Here is a 25061-nt window from a genome sequence, read left to right on the forward strand (position 1 = left end):
AGCCGGTTCCACGCCGCCGCTTGCCCTTTGCACTGGCGCCGACCGTTCAGGTAATACACGTATGACCCACGAATGAACAACGACACTTTTCTGAACCTGCGCCATATCCGCAAGGAATTCGGTGCCTTCACCGCGCTGCAAGACATCAACCTGGACATCCGCAAGGGCGAGTTCGTTTGCTTTCTGGGGCCTTCGGGTTGCGGCAAGACGACGTTGTTGCGCATCATTGCCGGGCTGGAAGTGCAGACTTCGGGTGAAGTGCACCAGGGTGGCCGTGACATCTCGCGGCTGCCGCCGGCTTTGCGGGACTACGGCATCGTGTTTCAGAGTTATGCACTGTTTCCCAATCTGAGCGTGGCGGACAACGTGGCTTATGGGCTGGTCAATCGCAAGACGCCCAAGGCTGAAGCGGCCCAACGCGTGAGCGAGCTGGTCAAGCTGGTGGGCCTGCCGGGCAGCGAAGCGAAATATCCCAGCCAGCTCTCGGGCGGCCAGCAGCAGCGCATTGCGCTGGCGCGCGCGCTCGCCACATCTCCAGGCTTGCTGCTGCTGGACGAGCCCCTGTCAGCGCTCGATGCGCTGGAGCGCGTACGCCTGCGACAGGAGATCCGTGCGCTGCAGCAAAAACTGGGCGTGACCACCATCATGGTGACGCACGACCAGGAAGAAGCTTTAAGCGTCGCCGACCGCATTGTGGTGATGAACCACGGCCTGATCGAACAGGTGGGAACACCGATGGAGATTTACCGCGAGCCGGCTTCGCCCTTTGTGGCGGACTTTGTCGGCAAGGTCAATGTCATGCCGGCGCAGGTCAGCGGTGGCCAGATGAGGTTCGGCACCTTGTGCCTGCCTTGCGACGGCACCGACCGCGAGGTCAAGGTTTACCTGCGTCCTGAAGATGTGCTGGCCCGCCCCATTGCGGTGGGCGATGCCCACGTGTTCGACGCCGTCATTGAAAAGATCGAATTCCTCGGCTCCTTCTGCCACGTTCACGTGGCCTCTCCAGCACTGGGCAACCACAAGCTCACGGTTTACCTCTCGCTCAATTTCCTGTCGGAGCAATCCTTGCAGGTAGGCTCGACCCTCCCCCTCAAGTTGCTGCCAGAGCGCATCAAGGTGTTCTGATGCCCGTCTACACACCTCCTGCTTTGCCCCTGGTGCGGCAGCGCGTGCACTGGATTGACCACCTGGCCTACGCTGCCCTTGCGCTGGCGGCTATTATTTTGATAGCGTTTCTGGCAGCCCCGCTGCTGGCGATCCTGCAGCAGGCCGTACAGGACAAGGCCGGGGATTTCATCTGGCTTGACAACTTCATCGAGTACGCCAAGACTCCGGCTCTACTGGAAAGCCTGTGGAACAGTCTCTGGATTTCGGGCGCCGTCACCCTGATTGCGGTACCCCTGGCGTTTGGTTTTGCCTATGCGCTGACCCGTTCGTGCATGCAATACAAGGCGCTGTTTCGCGGCATCACGCTGGTTCCCCTGCTGGCACCTTCCCTGCTGTCAGCCATTTCGCTGATTTACTGGTTTGGCAACCAGGGGGTGCTCAAGGGCTGGATGCAGGGTATCGGTATCGACCAGATTTATGGTGCGCCCGGCATTGTGGTGGCCGAATGTTTTGCGGTGTTTCCGCATGCGCTGATGATTCTGGTTACCGCGCTCAGCCTGTCCGACGCTCGGCTGTACGAGGCAGCCAATGCCATGGGCACCAGCGCCAGGCGCAAGTTCTTCACCATCACGCTGCCCGGCGCCAAATACGGTCTCATCTCCGCAGCGCTCGTCACCTTCACGCTGGTCATGACGGACTTCGGCATTCCCAAGGTGATAGGCGGCAACTTCAATGTGCTGGCCACCGACGTTTTCAAGCTGGTGATCGGCCAGCAGGATTTCGCCAAGGGCGCAGTGGTCGCCATCCTGTTGCTGGCGCCCGCCGTCCTGACATTCGCGGTGGACAGCTACGTCAGCAAACGCCAGACCGCGATGCTGACGGCGCGTGCCGTGCCCTACCGACCCACGCCTTCGCTCGGCTACGACCGGGTCATGACGCTGTACTGCTGCGCCATCGCCTTCCTGGTGCTGGCCATGCTGGGCATGGCGGTGTTCGCATCCTTCGCCAGCTTCTGGCCCTACAACCTAACGCCCAGCCTGCGCCACTACACCATGGGCCTGATCGACGCGGAAGTCGGTGTCGGTTTTCTCAACAGCCTGAAGATGGCTGCGGGCACGGCCTTCTTCGGCACCGCGCTGGTGTTTTGCAGCGCCTACCTGCTCGAAAAAACCAAAGGCATGGACGGCCTGCGCGGCTTTGTGCGCATGCTGGCCATGTTGCCCATGGCCGTACCCGGCCTGGTGCTGGGCCTGGGCTACATCTTCTTTTTCAATGCGCCCGGCAATCCGCTGAACGGCCTGTACCACACGCTGACCCTGCTTACGCTGTGCACCATCGTGCACTTCTACACCACCGGCCACCTGACAGCCGTAACCGCACTCAAGAGCCTTGATGGCGAATTTGAAGCCGTCAGCGCCTCGCTCAAGGTACCCTTCTTCAAGACCTTCTGGCGCGTCACCCTGCCTATCTGCACGCCGGCGCTGGTCGACATTGCGCGCTACTTCTTCATCAACGCCATGACCACCATCTCTGCCGTGGTGTTTCTCTATTCGCCTGAAACCAAAGTTGCGTCGATCGCCATCCTGAACCTGGATGAAGCCGGCGAAATGGGCGCTGCCGCAGCCATGGCCGTCCTGATCGGTATGGCATCAACGATTGCAACCCTGCTTTTCATGGCGCTGGCCTGGTGGGTCAACCGCCGTACGCAGGCGTGGCGAACCAGCTCGCGCTAGGCGCTTCATGACAGCCCAACGCAACATCCGCATGCTCACGCGTTACAACGCGTGGGCCAACGATCGCCTGTTCGGCGCATTAAAGCAGCTTCCCGCAGCTGAACTCCTGGCGCCGCGCGCGACTGGTTTTGGCAACATGCTTCGTACGCTGAACCACGCCTATGTGGTGGATCTCATCTGGCAGGCGCACCTGCAGGGGCGGCCGCATGGCTTCAGCTCCCGCAACACAGAGGCCACGCCCACACTGGAAGCGCTGTGCACGGCTCAGGGACAAATCGACACCTGGTACATCGAATACGCGGACACCCTGAGCGCCGATGCACTCGACGAGATCGTGCATTTCAAGTTCATCGATGGCGACGCGAGCGCCATGACACGGGGAGACATGCTGCTGCACGTTGTCAACCACAAGACCTACCACCGGGGCTACGTGGCCGACATGATCTACCAGGTTCCGGCGCGCCCCCCAGGCATGGACCTGCCCATATTCCTGCAGGGATACCCGGCCCGACTGAATTGAATCGCCCGCAACGAAGACCACAGGCATAACAAATGGACAGAGACAAAATCCTCCTCACCCCCGGGCCGCTGACCACCACCCTGCGCACCAAGCTCGCGATGCTGAAAGACTGGGGCTCCTGGGACAGCGATTTCAACGCCGTCACGGCGAGTGTGCGCAAAAGCCTGCTGGCCATCATCCATGGGCAGGACTCGCACGTCGTCGTTCCGCTTCAGGGCAGCGGCACCTTCAGCGTGGAAGCGGCGGTGGCCACCGTGGTGCCGCGCGACGGCCACGTGCTGGTGATGGACAACGGAGCCTACTGCAAACGAGCAGCCAGGCTCACCACGCTGATGGGACGGCGCTGCACCGTCATGCCCTTCGACGAAGCTGCACAGGTCTCTCCCGCCGCACTGGACGCCATGCTGGAAGCCGACACCAGCATCACCCACGTCATGCTGATCCACTGCGAGACAGGCGCGGGCGTGCTCAACCCGCTGAAGGAAGTGGCCGATGTCTGCAAAACCCACGGCAAGGGCCTGCTGGTGGATGCGATGAGCTCTTTTGCCGCCATCGAAATCGACGCGCGCAAGATCCACTTCGACGCACTGGTGGCCGCCAGCGGCAAGTGCCTCGAAGGCGTGCCCGGCATGGGTTTTGTCTTCATCCGCAAGGCCGTGCTGGACGGCTGTGCCGGCCGCAGCCAGTCGCTGGCCATGGATTTGCACGACCAGTACGCCTACATGGAGAAAACCACGCAGTGGCGCTTCACGCCGCCCACCCATGTGGTGGTGGCGCTGGCCGAAGCCATTGCCCAGTTTGAGGAAGAAGGCGGCCAGCCGGCGCGCCTTGCTCGCTATGAAAGCAACTACCGCACGCTGATCGCGGGCATGGCCAAACTCGGCTTCAGGCCCTTCCTGGACCCGGCGATCCAGGCGCCCATCATCGTGACCTTCCACGCGCCGGCCGACAGCCGCTACGACTTCAAGAAGTTCTATGCCGCTGCACGAGATCGCGGTTTTGTCCTATACCCGGGCAAGCTCACGCAGGTAGAAACTTTCCGGGTGGGCTGCATCGGTGCGATCGGCCCGAATGAGATCGAACAGGCCGTGTTGGCTGTGGCGGGCGCCTTGCAGGACATGGGCATCACGTCCGCCGCGCCTGCGGCCTGAATAATGGGCTCCCCCCTATCCAGTCTCACTGCGTGTAGCCTGCTCCCCCTCAAGGGGGCGGCGCCTAGGGCCGGCAAAGCCGGACCCTCGGCCCCCGCTGGTTGAACCCCCCGAACTCTTAAATCCAGTCGGGGCCGCGGAACTGGCTTTGCCAGGCCGCAGGCGCAGCGGCCCCCTCGGGGGGCAGGGAGTTACACGAAGTGAGCGACCGTGGGGGCCTAGTGGTATCGGCGAAACGCTTCGGAAGGAAGTTCGCCAAACATTTGCTGGTAGTCGTGTGCGAAATGACCAAAATGCCAAAACCCCAGGTGCGTTGCAGCCGCCGTCACGGACGTCGCGGTCTTCAATGCCTGTCTGGCCGCGTTCAAACGCACGGCGCGCAAGTAAGCCAATGGGCTGATGCCCAGCGCCGTTTGAAAACCATTTTGCAAGGTTCGGCGGCTCACGCCGAGCTGTTCACACAGGGCCAGGACCGTAGGCGGCTGATCGAGCTGCGTATGCACCAGCTCACGGGCGCGCCGCGTCAGCGTCCAGTGCGCATGGGTGCCGGCCGAATCCACGGTATCCGCCGGCGCAAGCACGCGGCCGAGTTGCTCCATCACGGTGTCAAGCATCGCCGCCTGCACGGCGGGCGACTGCAGCAGCGCGGGGGCCGCCTCCACCGTATCCAGCACACCGGTGAGGCACTGCCTGAGCCCCGCCTGCGCCGCGCCATCCAGCCGGCGCAACCCTGCCTGCGCACCGAGCCGGGCCTGCAGCGCCGGGTCATGCTCGCCGCAGCGGCGCCAGGCCGCTTCGTCAAGCTCCAGCCCCAGCATCACGTGGCGCCGGGAAGAGCGGAACTCAAAACCCGACGCCCCCGAAAACACATGCAATGCACCAGCGTCACTGGGCGCGCCGCAAAAAACGCTGGGGCCTTCGACCTGAAGTGGCAGCCCCAAGGCCAGGGCACCATCGCGTATCCGTCCGGTCTGGTACACCGACTCCCGCAGGCTTTCCACGAAGAGGCGAAGGCCCGCGAATTCCAGCTGGCGCACTTCCCCGCCAAACGCGCCGCGAGACAGCTGGAGGTAGCTCTGGTTCCAGCCCGTGAGTGCCGCCGCCTGCTCGTCTGCGTCGGCGAACGACGCGCGGGACAGCAGGGCTGTCTGGAGAGTGTCGGGCGTGTGGACCATGGCCGCATTCTTGCAGGATTCGTGCCGTGTGCAAGCAACGCTTTGAAACACTTCGACTTACTCGCCATCTCCTTAAGCTCAATCTCACTGCGTTACTTGCCGAAATGGGATTTCAGCGCACCTACGCTCGCCCTACGATGCAAGACAGCCCCACCGGGCCCTCAACCTTGCAACCTATAAGGGAGCCACCATGTCAGAACGTTCCAGCGTGCAATACGCGAAAGTCGACGGCAGCTATTTTGAAAAGAGGGGGCTGCGCCGCTATGCCGGCGTCTGGTCGCTCTGGGCACTCGGCGTTGGCGCCGTGATCTCCGGCCACTTCGCCGGCTGGAACCTGGGTCTGGCCAACGGCTGGGGCAGCATGCTGCTGGCCACCATCATCATCTCCGTGATGTACCTGGGCCTGACCTTTTCGCTGGCCGAGATGTCACCCGCATTGCCCCACACTGGTGGCGCATACTCTTTCGCACGCACCGCCATGGGGCCCTGGGGCGGCTTCCTGACGGGGCTGGCCGAAAACGTGGAATACGTGCTGACGCCGGCCGTCATCGTGTTCTTCATCGGCAGCTACATGGGCAGCATCTTCGGCACACCACCGGCCTGGCAGCCTTTATGGTGGATAGGTTTTTACATCATCTTCATCGGCCTGAACATCATCGGTGTCGAGCTGTCATTCAAGATCACACTGGCGGTCACTTTGCTGGCGCTGGCTTGCCTGGTGGCATTTTGGGTCAGCGCTTTTCCGCGCATCGACTTCGCGCGCTGGGCCATGAATGTGGGCGCCGGTGGCGCCGTGCTGCCTGAAGGCCGCGGCCCCTTCCTGCCGCTCGGCCTGGGCGGCGTACTGGCCGCGCTGCCGTTCGCCGTGTGGCTGTTCCTGGCGATCGAGCAGCTGCCGCTGGCGGCCGAAGAGTCCGTGGACCCACGCCGCGACATGCCGCGCGGCATCATCGCCGGCATCTTCACGCTCATCCTCTCCGCCTTCATGATCCTCTGGCTCAACCCGTCTGTCGCGGGCATCGGCTCGCATGCGCTCAGCACCTCGGCAGAGCCCCTGCTCGATGGCTTCAAGGCAATTTACGGTGGTGGCATCGCCAAGATACTGGCGCTGGTGGCCGTGCTGGGCCTGGTGGCGAGCTTTCACACCATCATCTTTGCCAAGGGCCGGCAGATCTATTCGTTAAGCCGTGCCGGGTACTTTCCTTCGGCGCTGTCGGTCACGCACGGCAGCCGCAAGACACCGCACATCGCCATGATCGTCGGCTCGGTGGTGGCGCTGGTGGTCATGTTCGTGCTGTGGTTCACGCTGGGTGTCGACAAAGGCTCTGCCGTGATCGGCGGCACCCTGCTCAACATGGCGGTCTTCGGCGCCATGTTCTCTTACGTCATGCAGGCGCTGTCGTTCATCCGGCTGCGCAGCAAGCTGCCGCATATGGAGCGGCCCTACCGGAGCCCGCTCGGTGTCACGGGTGCCGTATTGACCCTGCTCATCGCCCTGGTCACCATCTACTTTCAGCTCAGTGACCCGATCTACCGCGTGGGCGTGCTGTGGGTGGCGCTGTGGTTTGCCATCGGCATCACCTACTTCGCGGTGATGGGCCGGCACCGGTTGATCCTCTCGCCGGAAGAAGAATTTGCGATTGGCCTGGCCGAAAAAGGCCGGGCAAGCGCCCACCCTTAACCCCACCAGGCGCCCACCACCATGCCCAAAAAGACCTCCAAACCCTCCGCACCCCACCCGGCTCTTGAGATGCTGCGCAAGTCGGGCGCCAACAAGATGAAGGTTGCTGTCAGCGACATCGACGGCGTGCTGCGCGGCAAATACCTGCACAAAGACAAATTCTTCGGTGCGGCCGAACCCTACCCCGCCGGGGGCTTCGGGTTTTGCGACGTGGTGCTGGGCTGGGACATGATGGACAACTGCTACGACAATACCTCGGTGACAGGGTGGCAGCACGGCTTTCCGGATGCGCTGGCACGGCTGGACCTGACCACCACACGCCACGTGCCCTGGGACAACAACGTGCCCTTTGTGCTGGGTGAATTCGTGAATGCCGACGGCACGCCACACGCCGTGTGCCCACGCCAGACGCTCAAGCGCGTGCTCAAGCGCGCCGAAAAAATGGGCTTCATGCCCATGACCGGCATGGAGTTCGAATGGTTCAACTTCCTGGAAACGCCGCACAGCTGGGCCGCGAAAAACGGCGTAGGGGCTGAAAAACTCACGCCCGGCATGTTCGGCTATTCGCTGCTGCGCATGAACGAGAACCAGGATTTCTTCAACGCCATCATGGACGAGATGCTGGCCTTCGGCATCCCGATCGAAGGCCTGCACACCGAAACCGGGCCGGGCGTGTATGAAGTAGCCATTGGCTTCAGCGAGGCACTGGAGCAGGCCGACCGCGCCATCCTGTTCAAGACCGGCGCCAAGGAGATCGGCTCGCGTTTTGGCATCATGCCCAGCTTCATGGCCAAGCCCCACCAGCAGCTGCCGGGCTGCAGCGGCCACATCCACCAGAGTTTGTCGGACGGCAAGACCAACCTGTTCTTCGACGCAAAGCACCCGCGCAAGATGAGCAAGCTGTTCGAGAGCTACGTCGCCGGCCAGGTCGCCTGCATGATGGAGTTCGGCCCCATGATCTGGCCCACCATCAACAGCTACAAGCGCCTGGTCGACGGCTTCTGGGCCCCCGTGAAGCCGACCTGGGGCATGGACAACCGCACTGCAAGTTTCCGCGTGATCGCGGGCAGCGCCAAGGCCACCCGGCTGGAAACCCGTTGCCCTGGCGCCGACGTGAACCCTTACCTGGCGATGGCTGCCGTCATCGCTGCGGGACTGGACGGCGTCGAAAAAGGCCTCAAGCTGGGCGCGCCGATCACCGGCACCAACCAGGGAGCCGAACACATTGCCCGCGCACCGCGCACCCTGATCGAAACCACACGTATTTTCCAGAAATCGGACATCGCGCGCGACTGGCTGGGCGATACTTTCGTGGATCACTTCGCGGCAACGCGCGAGTGGGAATGGCGCCAATGGCTGGACGCCGTCACCGACTGGGAAATGAAACGCTATTTTGAAATCATCTGACCTCCTCATCCGCAGGCTCACCGTGCCCGACGCCGCCGTTTACCGCGAATTCCGCCTGCGCGGCCTGCGCGAGCATGCGGACGCCTTCACCTCCAGCTTCGAGGAAGAAAACCTGCGCATGCTGGCCGACACCGAAAAGCGCCTTTCACCTGCGGGCGATACCGTCATGTGGGCCGCCTTTGTGGACGGAGCGATGTCCGGCGTGGCGGGGCTGAACCGGGAGACGCGGCTGAAGAACCGTCACAAGGCCACGCTGGTCGCGATGTACGTCGCGCCCGAATACCAGGGGCATGGCATAGGTCGGGCGCTGGTCGGCAAGGTGCTGGACGAGGCACGCGCCGGCGGCGTGGGGCTCGTGGTGCTGACGGTCACCGCCGGCAACCGCGAGGCGACGGCGCTCTACGAGAAATGCGGGTTTAAATCCTTCGGCATTGAGCCCGACGCGATTCGGGTCAACAATGTCTCTTACGGCAAACAACACATGTACTTCCAGGTCGCACCACTATGAGCATCACCGGTTTTTCCTTCCCCACCACCATCAAGTTCGGCGCAGGCGCGCGCAAGCTCGTCGCCGACACCCTGAAAGAAGCCGGCTGCAAACGCCCGCTCATCGTGACCGACAAAGCGCTGGGCGCCTTGCCCGTTCTGGCCGAATTCAGGACCCACCTGGCCGGCCTGGACGTGGCCGTGTTCTCGGGCGTCTTCGGCAACCCGACCTGCAGCCAGGTCATGGACGGTGCCGCAGCCTACAAGGCCCACAAGGCCGACTGCGTGATCGGATTTGGCGGCGGCGCTGCGCTGGACGTCGCCAAGGTGGTCGGTATTGCCGCCACACATGAGGGCGACATCCTTGAATACGTCTGGGACCACCCACAGGTACGGCCCATCGTCAATGAGTTGCCTTATTTTGTGGCCCTGCCCACCACCTCGGGTACCGGCTCCGAGGTCGGCCGCTCCTCGGTTGTGAGCGAAAACGACACGCACCTCAAGCGCGTGGTGTTCAGTCCAAAAATTCTGGCGAAAGTGGTGTTTGCCGACCCTGAACTCACGCTGGGGCTACCACCGCATGTAACGGCCGCCACCGGCATGGACGCGCTCACGCACAACATCGAAAGTTATCTTTCACCGGCCTATCACCCGCTGTGCGACGGCATTGCACTCGAAGGCACGCGCATCGCGGCGCATGCGCTGCTCAAGGCCGTGAAGGAACCTTCCAACCTGCAGGCGCGCAGCGACATGATGATGGCCTCCATGATGGGCGCCATTGCCTTCCAGAAAGACCTGGGCGCCGTGCACTCTTGCGCGCATGCGCTGGGCGCAGTGTGCGACCTGCACCACGGCCTGGCCAATGCGCTGATGATCGACACCGTGCTGGCATGGAACTACGAATCGGCGCCCGCCAAATTTGACGAGCTGGCCCACGTGTGCGGCGTAGCCGGCGGTGGCAAGGCTTTTGTATCCTGGCTCAAGCAGCTCAAGGAGAGCGTCGGCATCACCGGCCCGTTGTCGGCGCACGGCGTCAAGCGCGAACACCTGCCGCGCCTGGTCGAAATCGCCACCGCCGATATCTGCCACCAGACGAATCCACGGCCCTGCAAGGCAGAAGACTTTCAACGACTATTCGAGGCAGCCCTATGATCGCCGCCAGTCGTCTCAAGATCGGCCTCTCGGCCTGCTTTTCGCATGCCGATCCGACTCGTTCCTTCTTCACCGGCAAGACGCTGCAATATGTCGAGCAGTCGATTGCCCACTGGGTGATGTCTTCCGGCGCCATGGTCGTCATGGTGCCTTGCCCGACGGGCAGCACACAGCGCGGCGACGTGACCTATGAGCACTATGCCCAGTGGCTGGACGGCCTGGTGCTGCACGGCGGCGCCGACGTCTGGCCCGGCAGTTACGGCGAGGAGCCGCTGGAAGAAAAATGGTCGGGCGACCGTGTGCGTGACGAATACGACAAGGCACTGGTAGCCGCGTTTGAAAGAGCCGGCAAACCGGTGTTTGGCGTTTGCCGCGGCCTGCAATTGCTCAATGTTGCATTCGGCGGCACGCTCTACCAGGACATCAATACGCAGGTGCCTGACTCCTTCGTTCACCGCGACGCCGTCACTTACGACCAGAACTTCCACAGCGTGAACATCGTGCAGGGCTCCAGGCTTTCCGCCATGTACCCCGGCGTGGAGCGCGTGCGCGTCAACAGCATCCACCACCAGGGCATCAAGGATTTGTCGCCCGAGTTTGAAGCCGAGGCTTTCAGCGTGGACGACGGCATCGTGGAAGCGATACGCCGCAAGGACAAAACCAAGAGCTATATCGCCGCCACCCAGTGGCATCCCGAATTCCATAAACCCGGCTCCGACACGATTGACGACGCCGCCGTACTCGATGATTTCCTCACCGCCGTAGCGGCGGCCAAAAGCAAAGCCAATAAACATGACCAAACTCGCCATTCATAACCCCGCCACAGGTGAGATGATCACCGAACTGCCTGCGGACGACGCGGCTTCAGTTGCTGCCAAGGCAAAGCAGGCGCGCACCGCGCAGGCTGCGTGGGCCGCCGTGCCGGTGGCCGAGCGCAAGGCCTGCATCACGCGCTTTCGTGCCGGCATCGTTGCAGAGCTCGACACCCTGGCGGCCATCATGACGCGAGAGACCGGCAAGCCGATCAAGATGTCACGCAATGAACTCAACGGCCTGCTGGGTCGTATTGATTTTTTCCTGGCAGAGCTTGATGCCTCCACGGCCACGCAGACCGTGTTTGCCGATGGCGGCATGACCGAGCAGATCGAGCACACCCCGCTGGGCGTGGTCGCCAATATTTCGGCCTGGAACTACCCCTGGTTTGTCGGCGGCAATGTGTTCATTCCCGCGCTCCTGACAGGCAATGCCGTGCTTTACAAGCCCTCCGAATATGCGGCCATGACGGGCCAGGCCATCGCGCGCCTGCTGCATGCAGCCGGTGTTCCGCAAGACGTGTTTGTGCTGCTGATCGGCGGCGGCGCAGTCGGTGCGGCCCTGATGGAGCAGCCGGTGGACGGCCTCTTTTTCACCGGCTCCTACGCCACCGGTGCAAAGATCGCAAAAGCCATCGGCCCGCGCATGGTCAAGCTGCAACTGGAGCTGGGCGGCAAGGACCCGACTTACGTGACCGAAGACGCCAACGTGAAGAACGCCGCCGAATCACTGGCCGACGGCGCGATGTACAACACCGGCCAGAGCTGCTGCTCGGTTGAGCGCATCTACGTGCATGAGAAAATTTATGACGCGTTCGTCACCGCCTTTGTAGACACCGTGAAGACCTTCAAGACCGGCGACCCGATGAGCGAAGACACCTATATCGGGGCCATCACCCGCGCGCCGCAGCTAGAGGTGTTGGATGCCCAGGTTGCCGATGCCAAAGCCAAAGGGGCGACCCTGCTGGCGGGTGGCAAGCGCGGCGCTGGACCCGGCACCTGGTATGAACCCACGGTGTTCAGCAACGTCAACCACAGCATGGAGCTGATGCGCGAGGAAAGCTTCGGGCCGGTCATCGGCATCCAGAAGGTATCGGGCGACGCAGAGGCCGTCAAACTCATGAACGACACACGCTACGGCCTGACCGCCGGCGTCTTCACACCCGATGAAAAGCGCGCCAGGACGCTGCTGTCCCAGGTCAACGCCGGCAGCGTTTACTGGAACTGCTGCGACCGTGTCAGCCCGCGCCTGCCCTGGAGCGGCTACGGTGATTCGGGTGTGGGCCTGACACTGTCCACCTACGGCATCCAGACATTCACCCGGCCAAAGGCCTGGCATCTCCGTCAATCCTGAGCATGAAGCTCACCCTTTTTGATCTGGACCACACCGTGCTCAACGGTGACAGCGATGTGCTGTGGTGCGAGTTCCTGATTGAAAAGGGCTACCTGGGCAAGACCGAGTTCACCGCGCGCAATGCCGACATGGCGGCGCGCTACAGGGCAGGCACCGTGGGCCTGAAGGAGTTTGCCGATTTTTATGTGGGCACCCTGGCTGGGCGCACAGCCCAGGAGTGGGAGCCGATGCGGCAGGAGTTTTTGGCCAAATGGGTCGTGCCGCGCATCACGCCGGCTGCGATCGCACTGGTCGACAAGCACCTGGAAGCCGGTGACCTGGTGGTCATGACGACGGCCACCAACCGCTTCATCACCGAGCTCACGGCCATCTACTTTGACATCGAGCACCTGATTGCCACCGAGCCCGAGATGCAGGGTAGCCGTTTCACCGGCAGCACCACCGGCGTGCTGAACATGCGCGAAGGCAAGGTCGAGCGCCTGCATGCCTGGCTCACCGCACGCGGCCTGCGCTTCAAGGATTGCAAAACCACCGCCTACAGCGATTCCATCAACGACCTGCCGCTGCTGGAAGCCGTGAAACACCCGGTGACTGTGAATGCCGATGCGACGCTGGCAGCGATTGGGACTGAGCGCGGCTGGCCCGCGCTGCAGTTGCACTGAGCAGCCCGACCTGCGCTGCTGAAACAGCCCCCGGGAGAGGGCGCATCCGCCTCATTTGAGTATAAAAATGGCCTGCAAGGCAATCAAAACGGGCGCCAGCAGCTATTAAAACAATAGCAGTTACGCCCGCGCCTGCCCGCTTATTCCGCGCTCAGGTGCTTGCCCACAATCCCGGCCAGCTCAAACATCGTCACCTGCGGCTTGCCGAACACCGGCAGCAGCTTCGTGTCGGCGTTGATGGCGCGCTTGTTGGCCGCATCCTGCAGGCCTTCGGCCTTGATGTAGTCCCAGAGCTTTTTGATGACCTGGGTGCGTGCCACCGGCTCGGCGCCGATCACCGCGGCCAGTGCATCGCTGGGCTTGAGGCCGGCCCCCGGCTTGGCGACCCTCGGCGTTTTGGGCTTGGCGGTTTTGGCGGCGGGCGTTTTCTTGGCCGCGACTTTTTTGGCTGCAGGCGCTTTCGCCGTTTTCGCGGCAACGGTCTTGCCGAAAGGCGTCTTCACCGTGCCGGTCTTGGCGGCCGCCGGCTTGCGCGGCGGGAACTTGGACGGCGCGAACTCGAAGTTCACCTTGTCGGCCTCCTTGTCCCAGGCCAGCATGGCCTTGAAGGGGCGGCGCGTGCGCATGGAAACAAACTTGTCGAGCAGATCGGTCTTGCCGGTTTCCAGCAGCTTATGCATCTGCTCGCGCTCAATCGGCTGCTGCAAAATCACCTGGCCGGTCTTGAAGGTGCAGCTGGGCGTCGGTTGCGCCAGCGTGGGCACCGACTTTTCGCAGACGTAGTTCTTGCCGAGCTCGAACACGCGCGCGGCGCAACGCGGGCAGGGGCCCAGCGACTGCTGGTCGCCAAAGTCGACGATCTCGCCGGTCTCGGCATTCTTGTCGTCACCGAAGTCGAATTCGAGCTTGTAGTTCTTCGTCTCTTCGTCGAACTTGATCACCATCTCCGCGGTGAAAGGCCATCCAGCCTTGGAACGGAAGCCGTCCAGCGGGCCGATCTTTTTGTCGCGCAGGAACTGCTCAACCTCAGCCACTTCAAAGGTGCGGCCCGCCGGCGTTTTGCCAAAGCTGAAACCACAGCCGTTGTCGCCGTTCTTGCCGGTACAGGTGTAGCGCCGGTAGTTTTCCTTCATGACGCCGCCGCAGTTGGGGCAGGGCGCCGAGAGCGTGGCGTAGTCGCCGGGAATCGTGTCCTTGTCGTAGCCCTTGGCCTTGGCCACCATGCGCTCGGTCATGGTGGCAATTTCGGCCATGAAGGTTTCGCGGCTCAGCTTGCCGTGCTCCATCTGCGCCAGCTTGAACTCCCACTCGCCGGTGAGTTCGGCCTTTGAAAGCTCCTGCACATCCAGTCCGCGCAGCAGCGTCATGAGCTGGAAGGCCTTGGCCGTCGGGATCAGCTCGCGGCCTTCGCGCAGCATGTATTTTTCGGCAATCAGGCCTTCAATCGTGGCGGCGCGGGTCGCCGGCGTACCGAGGCCTTTTTCCTGCATGGCTTCGCGCAACTCGTCGTCGTCAATCGTCTTGCCGGCGCCTTCCATCGCGCCCAGAAGAGTTGCTTCTGAATAGCGGGCGGGCGGTCGGGTCTTCAGGCCCTTGGCTTCGACCACTTCGGCGCGCACCATTTCACCCGGCTTGACCGGCACCAGGCTCTGGCCCTTGTCGCCATCCTTGGCGTCGGCCACTTCATCGGCGGCTTCCTTGCCGTAAATCGCCAGCCAGCCCGGCTTGACCAGCACCTTGCCCTCGGTCTTGAAGCTGTGGCCGACCGACTGGGAAATACGCGTGGTGACCAGGTATTCGGCGCTCGGGAAAAACACCGCCATGAAGCGGCGCACCACCAGGTCATACAGCTTTTGCTCGGCCTCGCTCAAGCCGCTAGGCGCTTGCAGCGTTGGAATAATGGCGAAGTGATCGCTCACCTTGGCATTGTCGAAAATGCGCTTGCTGGGCTTGATGTAATTGCCCTTCAGCGCCGTCGCCGCGTGCGGCGCCAGGTGCTTCATGCCGCTGCTTTCCAGCATTTCAAAGGTCTTTTTGACCACCGGCAAATAGTCTTCGGGCAGCGCACGCGAGTCGGTACGCGGGTAGGTCAGGGCCTTGTGGCGTTCATACAGGCTTTGCGCAATCGACAGCGTCGTCTTGGCTGAAAAGCCGAACTTGCCGTTGGCCTCGCGCTGCAAAGAGGTCAAATCAAACAGCAGGCCGGCGGCCTGCGTGGTGGGCTTGCTTTCTTCTGTCACCGTGGCGGACTTGCCGCGCACGGCTTCGGCAATGGCCATGGCTTCGCGCTCGGACCACACCCGGTCGGCCTTCAGTTCGGCATCGGGCTCCGTGTTGTCGGCATTGGCGGCGGCTTTTTTCCACTTCGGGTCAAACCACTTGGCGGGGTATTCGCCGGCCTCGGCCAGGAAGGTCGCGTGGATTTCCCAGTAGTCGCGGCTCACGAACTTGCGGATTTTTTCCTCGCGCTCCACCACCACCGACAGCGTCGGCGTCTGCACCCGGCCCACGGTGGTCAAAAAGAAACCGCCGTCGCGCGAGTTGAAGGCTGTCATGGCGCGCGTGCCGTTGATGCCGACCATCCAGTCGGCTTCCGAGCGTGAGCGCGCAGCATCGGCCAGGCCCTGCATCTGCTTTTCGGTACGCAGGCTCTCAAAGCCGTCACGGATGGCCGCCGGCGTCATGGACTGCAGCCACAGCCGTTTCACCGGGTGCTTGCTGTTGGCGTATTGCTGGATCAGCCGGAAGATCAGCTCGCCTTCGCGGCCCGCGTCGCAGGCATTGACAAGGGCGCCCACGTCCTTGCGTTTGGTCAGCTTGACGATCGCGTTGAGACGCGTCTTCGTCTTGTCCATGGGCTTAAGGTCAAAGTAGGGCGGAATGACCGGCAGGTTGGCAAAGCTCCACTTGCCGCGCTTGACGTCAAACTCTTCCGGCGCCTGGATCTCGACCAGGTGGCCCACGGCCGACGTGACCAGCCACTCGTCGCTTTCAAAGTACTCGTCGTGCTTTTCAAACTTGCCGGCCGTAGGCGTGATCGCCCGCACAATGTCTTGTGCGACCGAGGGTTTTTCTGCAATCACCAGAGTTTTCATAAGTACTTCTTCAAACCTTCTACATCTTCGGGGAACATTTCCCCGCTTTCGGCAAATACGACTTTGCCTTCGCGTCCGTTCGCCGCCACCTTGAGCACCACCACCACGGGCAGGCCCACCGGCTTGGGCAGGGATCTGGCGACCTCGGGGGTCAGCATCCCGGCGGGAAAGCTGTAGCCCTTGGTCTTCATATAAGTAGCGGCGGCTGCCGGCTGCTTGTCAATCGACAGGGCCAGCACCTCCAGCCCGTTGGCCTTCTGGGCCCGCCACAAAGCCTCTATATGGGGCGACTGCACCGCACAAAAAGGGCACCAGCTGGCCCACCAGTACACCACAAGCGTCTTTCCGGCCACCTCGGCAGGCTTCCAGGCGCTGCCGTCCAGCAGCGTGACGGCAGGCAAAGGCAGGGTGCTGCCGGCCTTGGGCAAGGGGCTTTCCCCGCCTTTGGCCCACGCCGGCAGGCCTAGCCCCGCCACGGTCGGCAAGGCAAGGGCAGCAGCGGTCTGCATCAGGTTTCTGCGGTTGAACACGGGGGGCTCCTTGGGCGCATCACTACAATAGCGGCTCTCGCGCATGTACGCGCGCGGGTGCGCACGCATGCGCACGCACGCGCACATGCATGAATTAACCATACCAAAAAAATCCGTCGTGTCAAAAACCCAGGCTTCCGCAGTCCCCGCATCTCCTTCCAAACCCGCGGCTCCGGCTGCCGACGGGCGCCGCATCCAGACGCGGCGTTCCGGCGTCCACGGCAAGGGTGTGTTCGCCGTACAGGACCTGGCCGAAGGTGAAACGCTGATCGAATACGTCGGCGAAATCATCAACTGGAAAGAGGCGCTGCGCCGCCACCCGCACGACCCGAAGGACCCCAACCACACGTTCTATTTCCATATCGACGAAGAGCATGTGATCGACGCCAAGCATGGCGGCAATTCCTCGCGCTGGATCAACCACAGCTGCAAGCCCAACTGCGAAGCTGACGAAGAGGGCGGCCGCGTCTTCATCAAGGCGCTGCGCAATATCAAGGCCGGCGAAGAGCTGTTCTATGACTACGGCCTGATCATCGACGCGCCTTACACCAAGAAACTTCTGGCCGAATACCCCTGCTGGTGCGGCGCCAAAAACTGCCGCGGCACCCTGCTGGCGCCCAAGGACGACGAAGGCAAGAAAAAGAACAAGGGCAAAAAGAAGTCCGACAAAAAAGCCGACAAAAAGGCTGAAGCCAAGGCCGACAAAAAGGCAGGCGATAAAAAGGCCGGCAAGAAACCCAAAAAGAAAAAGAAGGACTGAGCAGGCGCTCAACCCGCTTCACAGGCCATGCCGCCGGCGCAACCGGCTGCAACCTTCTCATGAGCACTCCCCTTACATCCCCCATCCGCTGGCCCGCCGAAGCTCTCTGGGAGGCCCTGGCGCCGTCCTTGCCGGGGTTCACGGTAGAGGTCCTGCCCGAGATTGATTCGAGCAACACCGAGCTGATGCGGCGTTTTCGCGGCAGCCCTTCCGGTAGCGGCGGCAGCCCCGGCATCGCCCCCCGGCCCGAACCCCTGCTGCTGGTGGCCGAACAGCAAACCGCCGGGCGCGGCCGGCTGGGCCGCCAGTGGCAAAGCCGCCGCGGCGACAGCCTCACGTTTTCGCTGGGCCTGCCGCTTGCGCCCGCCGACTGGTCCGGCCTCTCCCTGGTGGCCGGCATCAGCGTGGCCGAAAGCCTCGAGCCGTTCGCCGGCAACGCCTCCGGCCAGGCCGCCAAACCCCGCATCGGCCTGAAATGGCCCAATGACCTCTGGCTGTCCACCCCCGAAGGCGACCGCAAGCTGGCCGGCATCCTGGTGGAAACCGCCAGCTGGGAAGGCATCCGTTACGTGGTGGTCGGCATTGGCATCAACATCCGCGCGGTGGAAATCCCCGTTGCCGCTGCCGCACCCGCCATGCCCGGCATTCCGCCGGGCGGCTTGCAGACGCTGCTGCCGGCGCTGGACGCACCCGCCACCTTGCTGCGCATCGTGCCGCCGCTGGTGCAGGCAATGCAGGCATTTGAGCGCTTTGGCTTTGCGCCTTTCCAGGCGCGTTTTGCGGCGCGCGACGTCCTGGCAGGCCGGGCCGTGCAGCTGTCCGACGGCCAGAACGGCATGGAAGGCACGGCCCACGGCGTGGGCGAAAACGGCGCCCTGCTGGTGCATACTGCGGCTGGCATGAAACAAATCACCAGCTCCGAAGTCAGCGTACGGCCCGTGGCGGCGCAGCCTGCGAAGGACGCGCGCCCATGCTGAGGCTGCTGGTGCTGGCGCTGGTCCTGGCCAACGCGGGCTACTTTGCCTGGACGCAAGGCCTGCTGGCCGACTACGGTTTTGCCCCCCTCGTGCAGGCCGAACCCCAGCGCCTGACGCAGCAAATCCGGCCCAAGGCGATGCGCCTTCTGAGCGCCACCGATGCCGGCCAGCTGGAAAGCCCCAGCACCACCGCTGCAGCGCCACCGCCCGCCCCTGAATGCCTGCAGGCCGGCCTCTTCACCCCCGAGCAGACCATCGCCCTGCGCTCCGGACTGGAGGCCGGCCTGCCCATCGGCAGCTGGTCACTTGAGAACAGCTCGGAGCCGGGCCGCTGGATCGTCTACATGGGCAAATACACCAACGAGGACGCGCTGGCCAAAAAGCGCAGCGAGCTGCGCGGCATGGGGGTCTCATTCGAGCCCTTGCTCAACTCCTCGCTGGGGCCAGGCCTCTCGCTGGGCCATTTCAATTCCCAGGCAGACGCGGAGCGCGAACTGGCCAAGGTCGCCACGCGCGGCGTACGCACCGCCAAGGTGGTACAGGAGCAGCCTGAAATACGCGGCCAGCTGCTCAGACTCCCGGCCGTCGATGCGCCGCTCATGGCCAAACTGGAGTTGCTCAAGCCGCAGTTGGCGGGCAAGGCCTTGCGGGCTTGTCTGTAGAGCCCCCACGGTCGCTCACTGCGTGTAGCTTCCTGCCCCCCGGGGGGGCCGCTGCGCCTGCGGTCTGGCAAAGCCAGTCCCGCGGCCCCTGCTTGACTTAAGAGCCCGCCGCGTTGCACAGCGCATATTCGATTACCCCTAGCCTGTCGAAGGTCCCGTATCCGGCGCGCACCCCATTGCTATCTATTTAGGAGCTGCTTGCGCACGTCGGTATTGGGCTGGCAGCCGATTCTTTACTAAAAATACGCCTTCGCTGCGTTATTTTCGGGTAGAAGCCGATTCCCACTGGCGTGCCGATTCGACAGTTTTTTCGAACACAGCACCCAGCTCCAGCAGATTCTTTTTGAGTTGGGGGTCCAGCGCCTTCTCGACCCCGGCTTCGTCCAGCGGCATGCGGTCATTGCGCACGCTTTTGAGGACGCGTGAAATCTCGCCCGCTGCATGTGCCGGCGTCTGCAGCAGCACCAGGCGTTTCATCTTGTCGGGGTTGCTGGGCACATGGCACGACAGGCATTGCCCGTCGCGCAGGCTCACCGCCAGCGCCCGGTAGTCTTTTTCGAGTTGGGGCTTGTAAGGGTTCTGTGCCGAAAAGAGGCCGTCAAACAAAGTCACGGCGGGCTGCGTCCGCCCCTGGCTGTCCGTCCACAGCCACTGCCCGTCAAACTTGCCCTGGGTCACCGGCGTGACCTGAATACCCGTCAAGGGGCCATCCTGCCAGGAGAACTGGGCCACCTTGACCTGGGTCGTTTCGGGGGTCACCCACAGCAGCAGCGCATTGGCATTCTCATAAGCGCCCCACTTGGCCGCGTCGTGCCAGAACGGGTAGGGAAACTGGCCTGGCGCCAGCCGGTTGCGAAAGGTCGCGCCCAGCCTCACGAGGTAGAGCTTCTCCCGCTCCACCCAGCTGACCTGGTAGTTGCCGTCAAACATGAACACCGGCGCATACAGGCCGGCCCACACCTCGGGCGCGAACTGGGTCAGCGAAGTCTCCTTGAGCGGCGTGGCCGGGTCTTTGGCCTGGCGGCCCCAGAGCAGCCCGGCTTGCAGGCTTTGCCGCAGCCGGGACCCACCGAACAGCGCCTGGCGGCAACGGTCAAACGCCGCCTGGCTGGCAGGGTCGGCAATCGGGCAGACCGTGTGCAGCTCGGTGGCGACCTGTGCCGCCAGGTTTTCCACCGCCTGCAATTCGGCTGCGGATGGGGCGGCCCATGGAGTCGTGCAAGCCAGAAGTAGCAGACAGGACAGCGCCGCGACACGGGGACGGGCAAACAGGGAAACAAGAAGGGTTTTCATGAAGGCGATGTGAATGAAATAGCAGCCGGCGGGCGCGGGCCCGCCGGGGCACTGGGTACAGATATTCCGGAATCAGGACTTGCCGGCCAGCAGCCAGTTCCTGACGGCATAGTCCCCGAGCTTGCGGCCCTGGTCGGCGCCGCCGCGGCCCACGGTCTGGCGCGTGTGGATACCACCCCAGACGCGGCCGTTGTCGTTTTCTTCGGCGATCTCTGAAATCCTGCTGTAGCGCCGCGTAATGCCGCCGGCCGGGTAGGTCACGCTGACCACGGGAATCGCGTCGGTGGCGAACACACCCTGCAACACCTTCTCGGCCGCGCCCGCGTAAATCGAGTGGCCCGAGATGTAGTCGGGATGGTTGGGCGTGATCAGCACCGGCTCCCAGGCTGCATCGGCCTTGAGCGCCGGGTTGCCCAGTTTGTCGGCCTCGCGGATCAAGGTGATCGGACGCGCCGTGGGGTATTTGTATTTGACGGCCCAACCCGAGATGTAGGCATCGGCCGTCGCGCCGTTGAGCAGGGCAAACAACCTGGCGTTGTCGTGCAGGTCGAACTTGCGCGCCTCGCTGAGCTGGCGCGCCACCGCGCTGAACACCACATAGCTGGGCGCCGTCCAGAAAACCGCCACGGCGGTCTGGTCGGGCGTGCGCTCCGTGCTGTTCTTGCCGCCCAGGCGCTTGACCTCGTTGAACTCGTCGACAAACTGCTGGCTTGACGGCGGCACCGGTGCGCCCGGATCAAACTGCAGCGCATCCTTGGCAAAGAAAGTCTTCACCTTGCCAAAATGCGGCAGCGAAGGCGGCAGGAACGCCGGAAAGGTCGGCTTCCAGGCCTGCGGGACTTGCGCAGGCGCGTACTCGGCCTTGGCGTCCACACCATCGGCTTTGCGGGTCTCCAGGTGCCAGTGGGCCGACTGCTGGCCGAGCTGCACGCCTTGAGCCTTGGGTGTGCCTTCCGCAATTTTGCCGAGGTCCCGGGCCAGAGCCGCATCCAGCGTCGCCTTCTGCGCGGGGTACAAACCCACCAGCGCGCCATGCGCGGCAGCCAGTGCGGCGGCCTCTGGCGATGCGCCCGGGACCGCCGACAGGTCTTTCAGGTAGGGCTGGTAACGGGGCTGCGCGGCATTCACGGCGTCGTGCACCGCCAGGTGAACAATCGCGAGGTTGCGGATGCTGGTGAGGCCACCGGGCGGGTTTTCCAGCACGGTCTTGATGGCGGTCTGGTTCCAGTCGGTCACCACGTCGGCGCGCGACGGCCAGGCAGCCGCCGCGGCCAGGACAGCCAGCGCCAGCTGGATCAGCGTTGCGGTATGCAATGTCGTTTTCATGAAGGTACTCGTTTCGTTGGGGATGTTTCTTGATAACTCAGGGAGCCACAGGCCGAAGCGCATTGGCAACCACGTACTCACCGATCTGGTAGCCCAATGCGTCGCCGCCGTTGGTGGCCGAGCGGGTATGGATGCCGCCGAAAATGCGCGCGTCGTTGTCTTCGCGCGTCAGCTGTGACCAGCGCGTGTACACGCGCCGCACAGTGCCTGCAGGCCATTCCGCCGACGAGGGCGCCGATAGCTGGTCGCCACCGAACACCTTTTGCAGCACCCGCTCATAACCACCGGCCTGGATCGCGTGGCCCGACACATAGTCGGGGTGCTGCGGGGTCTGTACCAGGGGCAGCCAGTCGGGCGCGGCCTGTATGCCCGGATTGCCGAGGCTGGCCGCCTCGCGGATCGCGGTAATCGGGCGCTGCTGGTGGTAAACCAGCTTGACGCCGTAGCCGACGATGTAGGTGTCCAGGCTGATGCCGTTGATCAGCGCATACAGCCGCGCGTTGTCGTGCACGCTGAAGTTTTTGCGCTCGGCTTCCTGCTTGACCACCGAGAGGTAGGGATGCCAGGTCGGTGCGACCCAGAATATCGCCAGCGCCGTCTGGTCGGCGGTGCGCGCGGTGCTGTTAACGCCGCCCAGGCGTTTGACCTCGTTGACTTCCCGCGCATAGGCCGCGCTCTTGTAATCCAGCGGCGGCGGCGCCTTGAACTGGTCGCCCGACTTCAGGAACACCGGCTTCACCTTGGGCCAGCGTGCAATGGTCAGCGCGCCGGGCACCGGCGGCGTGGCTTTCCATGCACCGGGCGTGCCCAGCGGCGTGTAAGCAGCCTCTGTAGCCGAGCCGTCGTCCTTGCGCAGTGCCACCAGTTTTTCACCGATGCCGCGGCCGAATTCGGCGCCCTCTGCCTTGCCCGGCCCGTCCGGAACTTTGGCCAGCGAGGCTTTCAGCGCGTTGTCGAGAAAAGCCTTTTGCACCGGGTACAACGCGACCAGCGCGCCATGCGCGGCGCCTGCAGCGGCGGCATCAATCGAGGTGCCGGCCGGCGCACGCGTGTCCACCGCATAGGGCTCGTAGCGCCGATCTACGGCATTGACGGCATCGTGAATGGCCAGGTGCACGATGGCCAGACTGCGCGGCACAAACACGCCGCCCGGGTTGTTGGCGGCAGTCACGGCGGAGGCCGTGGCATACCAGTCGGTGACCACGTCGGCGCGGGCCGCGCCGCAGACCAGCATCAGGGATGACAAAGACAAGGTGATGTGCCCGAGCGCACGCAGTGCGCCCCGCACACCTGGGAAGAATGGTGTGTTCATGAGTTTTATGAATGGTTAAAAAGGAAGAAGAAACGGCCGGGTGCGGCCATCAACATCGCTCGCGCTGCATCAATGCAGCGGGCGGTTGTTTCAGGGAAAGTGTTGGTGCGCAGTGCACAGGCGACTCTCAGAAAGCGAAGGCAATGCCGGGCGGCAGGCCGCCGGAACTGCCGGGGCCTTCGCGCAAGGGGCGTTCAATCAGGTCGGCTGCGGGGTGACCCGCAAACTCCCTGAGCACGCTCTCCTTGACGGTGGCGAAACCGAAGCCGGCGCGGTCGCGCGGATGCACCAGCGGCACCGGCACGATGCGGCGGATGCGGCCTGGGCGCGGCTCCATCACCACAACCTTGTCGCCTAAATAGATGGCTTCTTCCACATCGTGCGTGACCAACACCATGGTGATGCCCTCACGCTGCCAGATGCGGTGAAGCTCCTGCTGCAGATGCGCCCGCGTCAGGGCATCGAGCGCGCCAAAGGGTTCGTCAAGCAGCAGGATTTCCGGCCGGTTGACCAGCGCGCGTGCAATTGCCACGCGCTGCGACATGCCGCCCGAGAGCTGGTAGGGGTGGGCCTTCTCAAACCCCTTCAGACCCACCAGTTCCACATGTTCGCGCACCGTCATGCGCTTCTGGCCCTCAGTCAGGTCCGAGTTCTGCAGCCCCAGGGCGATGTTTTGCTCCACGGTGAGCCAGGGAAAGAGGCGGTGCTCCTGAAACACGATGCCCCGGTTCAGGCTGGTGCCGACGATGCGCTGACCGTCGAGCAGGATTTCACCCTGGTAGTCGTCTTCCAGTCCAATCACCAGGCGCAGCAGCGTGGACTTCCCGCAGCCGCTGGAGCCCACGATGCTGACGAACTCACCAGGCGCAATGGTCAGCGTGATGTCGTTGAGAACTTCGAGCTTCTCGCCCTCGACCTCATAGTGTTTGCTCAGATTTCTCAGAGCCAGGGTTCCCGCGTGGGCCATGCTTGATCCTCGTTAATCCATTACTGAAACTGGGCCACCGACCGGCCGCGCCACGCCAGCAGGCGCGCCTCAATGCGGCTGGCAATCCAGTTGAGCGTGAAGCCCACCAGGCCGACCACAATCACACCGAACAGCACCAGGTCCATCCAGAAATGCTCACGTCCGTCGATCATGGTGTTGCCGATGCCCTTGCCGGCCACCAGCAGGTACTCGGCGCCCAGCGTGGCGAGCCAGGCGTAAATCAGGCCCAGGTGGATGCCGGCAAAAATCGAAGGCGAAGCCGACGGCAGAACCACACGCCGCAGCAGCTGCCAGCGCGAGAACTCAAACACGCGCGCCACCTCGATGAAGTCACGCGGCACGCTGCGTATGCCTTCAAAGGTGTTGAGGACCACCGGGAAGAACGCCGCCAGCGACAAAAAAGCGACCTTGGCCGCATCGCCCAGCCCGAACCACACCGAGATCAACGGTATCCAGGCGAACAGCGATATCTGCTTGAGCGTGTGAAAACTCGGTCCCACCATGTTTTCAAACAGCCGCGACAACCCCAGCGCCGTACCAAACGCCAGCCCCGCGCTGGCGCCGATGGCGAAGCCGGCCAGGTCGCGCCAGAGGCTTGCGCGCAGTGCGTCCCACAGCTGGCCGGTAACGGCCTGGTCCACCGCCGTGGCCCAGACTTTTTCGACCGGCACCAGAAGCGGTGAGTGCGACCAGCCGAAGCGCACGGCCGCCCACCACAGGGCCAGCAGAGACAGCGGCAATACCCAGCCACGCAAGCCGCGCGGCACGGAGAAGCGAGGAACGGCGCGACGGCGCGGCACCGCAGGCCCCACGCCTGGAGGACGGGAAGAAGAGGAAGAAGAGGAAGAAGGAGGGGAAGAGGAGAGTGCTTCTGGCAT

Annotated in this window: 22 protein-coding genes; 14 read left to right on the forward strand and 8 right to left on the reverse strand. The window is 63.4% G+C overall.

The window, feature by feature from the left end; genetic code table 11:
- The first annotated feature begins 72 nt into the window (after positions 1-72).
- The 4 genes from AC1D11_RS18205 to AC1D11_RS18220 are packed head-to-tail and all read left to right on the forward strand — an operon-like array spanning position 73 to position 4511.
- The gene (locus AC1D11_RS18205; protein WP_477648792.1) at positions 73-1125 is read left to right on the forward strand and encodes a putative 2-aminoethylphosphonate ABC transporter ATP-binding protein; all 1053 of its coding nucleotides are present in this window, start codon (positions 73-75) and stop codon (positions 1123-1125) included.
- Positions 1125-2840, forward strand: a complete 1716-nt coding sequence (locus AC1D11_RS18210; RefSeq protein WP_477648791.1) for a putative 2-aminoethylphosphonate ABC transporter permease subunit — start codon at positions 1125-1127, stop codon at positions 2838-2840. Before AC1D11_RS18205 ends, AC1D11_RS18210 begins: the two co-directional genes overlap by 1 nt.
- Before the next feature lie 7 nt (positions 2841-2847).
- The gene (locus AC1D11_RS18215) at positions 2848-3360 is read left to right on the forward strand and encodes a DinB family protein (RefSeq protein ID WP_477648790.1); all 513 of its coding nucleotides are present in this window, start codon (positions 2848-2850) and stop codon (positions 3358-3360) included.
- A 32-nt stretch (positions 3361-3392) separates the two neighbouring features.
- Positions 3393-4511 (forward strand): 2-aminoethylphosphonate--pyruvate transaminase, encoded by a 1119-nt coding sequence (locus AC1D11_RS18220; protein ID WP_477648789.1) that lies wholly within the window; start codon positions 3393-3395, stop codon positions 4509-4511.
- A gap of 218 nt (positions 4512-4729) precedes the next feature.
- Here the strand turns inward: AC1D11_RS18220 and AC1D11_RS18225 are convergent, their stop codons facing one another.
- Positions 4730-5686 carry a helix-turn-helix domain-containing protein gene (locus AC1D11_RS18225; RefSeq protein ID WP_477648788.1) on the reverse strand — a complete coding sequence of 319 codons (957 nt, stop codon included), beginning with the start codon at positions 5684-5686 and terminating at the stop codon, positions 4730-4732.
- A 190-nt stretch (positions 5687-5876) separates the two neighbouring features.
- On the opposite strand from AC1D11_RS18225, the gene AC1D11_RS18230 reads away from it, so the two are divergent.
- From AC1D11_RS18230 to AC1D11_RS18260, 7 genes are read left to right on the forward strand one after another with little or no spacing between them, the layout of a single operon-like run.
- Complete coding sequence (locus AC1D11_RS18230; protein WP_477648787.1) at positions 5877-7367, forward strand: amino acid permease; 1491 nt, start codon at positions 5877-5879, stop codon at positions 7365-7367.
- Positions 7368-7388: 21 nt separating this feature from the next.
- Positions 7389-8774, forward strand: coding sequence for a glutamine synthetase family protein (locus AC1D11_RS18235; protein WP_477648786.1), 1386 nt, complete (start codon positions 7389-7391; stop codon positions 8772-8774).
- Positions 8761-9282 carry an N-acetyltransferase family protein gene (locus AC1D11_RS18240; protein ID WP_477648785.1) on the forward strand — a complete coding sequence of 174 codons (522 nt, stop codon included), beginning with the start codon at positions 8761-8763 and terminating at the stop codon, positions 9280-9282. Before AC1D11_RS18235 ends, AC1D11_RS18240 begins: the two co-directional genes overlap by 14 nt.
- A complete protein-coding gene (locus AC1D11_RS18245) occupies positions 9279-10412 on the forward strand; it encodes an iron-containing alcohol dehydrogenase (RefSeq protein WP_477648784.1) in 1134 nt (377 codons plus the stop codon). Before AC1D11_RS18240 ends, AC1D11_RS18245 begins: the two co-directional genes overlap by 4 nt.
- Entirely contained in the window at positions 10409-11227 is an 819-nt protein-coding gene (locus AC1D11_RS18250; RefSeq protein WP_477648783.1) for a gamma-glutamyl-gamma-aminobutyrate hydrolase family protein, read from the forward strand. Before AC1D11_RS18245 ends, AC1D11_RS18250 begins: the two co-directional genes overlap by 4 nt.
- Entirely contained in the window at positions 11205-12578 is a 1374-nt protein-coding gene (locus AC1D11_RS18255; RefSeq protein ID WP_477648782.1) for an aldehyde dehydrogenase family protein, read from the forward strand. The genes AC1D11_RS18250 and AC1D11_RS18255 overlap by 23 nt, the downstream gene beginning before the upstream one ends.
- A 2-nt stretch (positions 12579-12580) precedes the next feature.
- A complete protein-coding gene (locus AC1D11_RS18260) occupies positions 12581-13240 on the forward strand; it encodes an HAD family hydrolase (RefSeq protein WP_477648781.1) in 660 nt (219 codons plus the stop codon).
- A 140-nt stretch (positions 13241-13380) separates the two neighbouring features.
- Here AC1D11_RS18260 and AC1D11_RS18265 read toward each other — a convergent pair whose 3' ends face one another.
- Positions 13381-16335: a DNA topoisomerase III gene (locus AC1D11_RS18265; RefSeq protein WP_477651472.1), complete on the reverse strand. Its 2955-nt coding sequence runs from the start codon at positions 16333-16335 to the stop codon at positions 13381-13383.
- Positions 16332-16865 carry a TlpA family protein disulfide reductase gene (locus AC1D11_RS18270; protein ID WP_477648779.1) on the reverse strand — a complete coding sequence of 178 codons (534 nt, stop codon included), beginning with the start codon at positions 16863-16865 and terminating at the stop codon, positions 16332-16334. Before AC1D11_RS18270 ends, AC1D11_RS18265 begins: the two co-directional genes overlap by 4 nt.
- An 85-nt stretch (positions 16866-16950) precedes the next feature.
- On the opposite strand from AC1D11_RS18270, the gene AC1D11_RS18275 reads away from it, so the two are divergent.
- From AC1D11_RS18275 to AC1D11_RS18285, 3 genes are read left to right on the forward strand one after another with little or no spacing between them, the layout of a single operon-like run.
- A complete protein-coding gene (locus AC1D11_RS18275) occupies positions 16951-17625 on the forward strand; it encodes an SET domain-containing protein (RefSeq protein WP_477648778.1) in 675 nt (224 codons plus the stop codon).
- Positions 17626-17684: 59 nt separating this feature from the next.
- Positions 17685-18602: a biotin--[acetyl-CoA-carboxylase] ligase gene (locus AC1D11_RS18280; protein WP_477648777.1), complete on the forward strand. Its 918-nt coding sequence runs from the start codon at positions 17685-17687 to the stop codon at positions 18600-18602.
- Positions 18596-19264 carry an SPOR domain-containing protein gene (locus AC1D11_RS18285; protein ID WP_477648776.1) on the forward strand — a complete coding sequence of 223 codons (669 nt, stop codon included), beginning with the start codon at positions 18596-18598 and terminating at the stop codon, positions 19262-19264. The genes AC1D11_RS18280 and AC1D11_RS18285 overlap by 7 nt, the downstream gene beginning before the upstream one ends.
- 258 nt (positions 19265-19522) lie before the next feature.
- Here the strand turns inward: AC1D11_RS18285 and AC1D11_RS18290 are convergent, their stop codons facing one another.
- The 5 genes from AC1D11_RS18290 to AC1D11_RS18310 form a co-directional block, all read right to left on the reverse strand.
- The gene (locus tag AC1D11_RS18290; RefSeq protein ID WP_477648775.1) at positions 19523-20557 is read right to left on the reverse strand and encodes a hypothetical protein; all 1035 of its coding nucleotides are present in this window, start codon (positions 20555-20557) and stop codon (positions 19523-19525) included.
- Positions 20558-20629: 72 nt separating this feature from the next.
- The gene (locus tag AC1D11_RS18295; RefSeq protein ID WP_477648774.1) at positions 20630-21883 is read right to left on the reverse strand and encodes a vanadium-dependent haloperoxidase; all 1254 of its coding nucleotides are present in this window, start codon (positions 21881-21883) and stop codon (positions 20630-20632) included.
- A 37-nt stretch (positions 21884-21920) separates the two neighbouring features.
- Positions 21921-23195 (reverse strand): vanadium-dependent haloperoxidase, encoded by a 1275-nt coding sequence (locus AC1D11_RS18300; RefSeq protein ID WP_477648773.1) that lies wholly within the window; start codon positions 23193-23195, stop codon positions 21921-21923.
- A 127-nt stretch (positions 23196-23322) separates the two neighbouring features.
- On the reverse strand, positions 23323-24162 hold the full coding sequence (locus AC1D11_RS18305) for an ABC transporter ATP-binding protein (protein ID WP_477648772.1): 840 nt from the start codon (positions 24160-24162) through the stop codon (positions 23323-23325).
- 20 nt (positions 24163-24182) lie between these two features.
- Entirely contained in the window at positions 24183-25061 is an 879-nt protein-coding gene (locus AC1D11_RS18310; RefSeq protein ID WP_477648771.1) for an ABC transporter permease, read from the reverse strand.

The sequence above is a fragment of the Polaromonas sp. P1_E11 genome, assembly GCF_056405995.1.

What these genes read in the sequence shown, in the direction of transcription:
- AC1D11_RS18205 (WP_477648792.1), top strand. Translation starts at nt 73, where the DNA reads ATGAACAACGACACTTTTCTGAACCTGCGCCATATCCGCAAGGAATTC.
- AC1D11_RS18210 (WP_477648791.1), top strand. Translation starts at nt 1,125, where the DNA reads ATGCCCGTCTACACACCTCCTGCTTTGCCCCTGGTGCGGCAGCGCGTG.
- AC1D11_RS18215 (WP_477648790.1), top strand. Translation starts at nt 2,848, where the DNA reads ATGACAGCCCAACGCAACATCCGCATGCTCACGCGTTACAACGCGTGG.
- AC1D11_RS18220 (WP_477648789.1), top strand. Translation starts at nt 3,393, where the DNA reads ATGGACAGAGACAAAATCCTCCTCACCCCCGGGCCGCTGACCACCACC.
- AC1D11_RS18225 (WP_477648788.1), bottom strand. Translation starts at nt 5,686, where the DNA reads ATGGTCCACACGCCCGACACTCTCCAGACAGCCCTGCTGTCCCGCGCG.
- AC1D11_RS18230 (WP_477648787.1), top strand. Translation starts at nt 5,877, where the DNA reads ATGTCAGAACGTTCCAGCGTGCAATACGCGAAAGTCGACGGCAGCTAT.
- AC1D11_RS18235 (WP_477648786.1), top strand. Translation starts at nt 7,389, where the DNA reads ATGCCCAAAAAGACCTCCAAACCCTCCGCACCCCACCCGGCTCTTGAG.
- AC1D11_RS18245 (WP_477648784.1), top strand. Translation starts at nt 9,279, where the DNA reads ATGAGCATCACCGGTTTTTCCTTCCCCACCACCATCAAGTTCGGCGCA.
- AC1D11_RS18250 (WP_477648783.1), top strand. Translation starts at nt 10,409, where the DNA reads ATGATCGCCGCCAGTCGTCTCAAGATCGGCCTCTCGGCCTGCTTTTCG.
- AC1D11_RS18255 (WP_477648782.1), top strand. Translation starts at nt 11,205, where the DNA reads ATGACCAAACTCGCCATTCATAACCCCGCCACAGGTGAGATGATCACC.
- AC1D11_RS18260 (WP_477648781.1), top strand. Translation starts at nt 12,581, where the DNA reads ATGAAGCTCACCCTTTTTGATCTGGACCACACCGTGCTCAACGGTGAC.
- AC1D11_RS18265 (WP_477651472.1), bottom strand. Translation starts at nt 16,335, where the DNA reads ATGAAAACTCTGGTGATTGCAGAAAAACCCTCGGTCGCACAAGACATT.
- AC1D11_RS18275 (WP_477648778.1), top strand. Translation starts at nt 16,951, where the DNA reads ATGCATGAATTAACCATACCAAAAAAATCCGTCGTGTCAAAAACCCAG.
- AC1D11_RS18280 (WP_477648777.1), top strand. Translation starts at nt 17,685, where the DNA reads ATGAGCACTCCCCTTACATCCCCCATCCGCTGGCCCGCCGAAGCTCTC.
- AC1D11_RS18285 (WP_477648776.1), top strand. Translation starts at nt 18,596, where the DNA reads ATGCTGAGGCTGCTGGTGCTGGCGCTGGTCCTGGCCAACGCGGGCTAC.
- AC1D11_RS18290 (WP_477648775.1), bottom strand. Translation starts at nt 20,557, where the DNA reads ATGAAAACCCTTCTTGTTTCCCTGTTTGCCCGTCCCCGTGTCGCGGCG.
- AC1D11_RS18295 (WP_477648774.1), bottom strand. Translation starts at nt 21,883, where the DNA reads ATGAAAACGACATTGCATACCGCAACGCTGATCCAGCTGGCGCTGGCT.
- AC1D11_RS18300 (WP_477648773.1), bottom strand. Translation starts at nt 23,195, where the DNA reads ATGAACACACCATTCTTCCCAGGTGTGCGGGGCGCACTGCGTGCGCTC.
- AC1D11_RS18305 (WP_477648772.1), bottom strand. Translation starts at nt 24,162, where the DNA reads ATGGCCCACGCGGGAACCCTGGCTCTGAGAAATCTGAGCAAACACTAT.
- AC1D11_RS18310 (WP_477648771.1), bottom strand. Translation starts at nt 25,061, where the DNA reads ATGCCAGAAGCACTCTCCTCTTCCCCTCCTTCTTCCTCTTCTTCCTCT.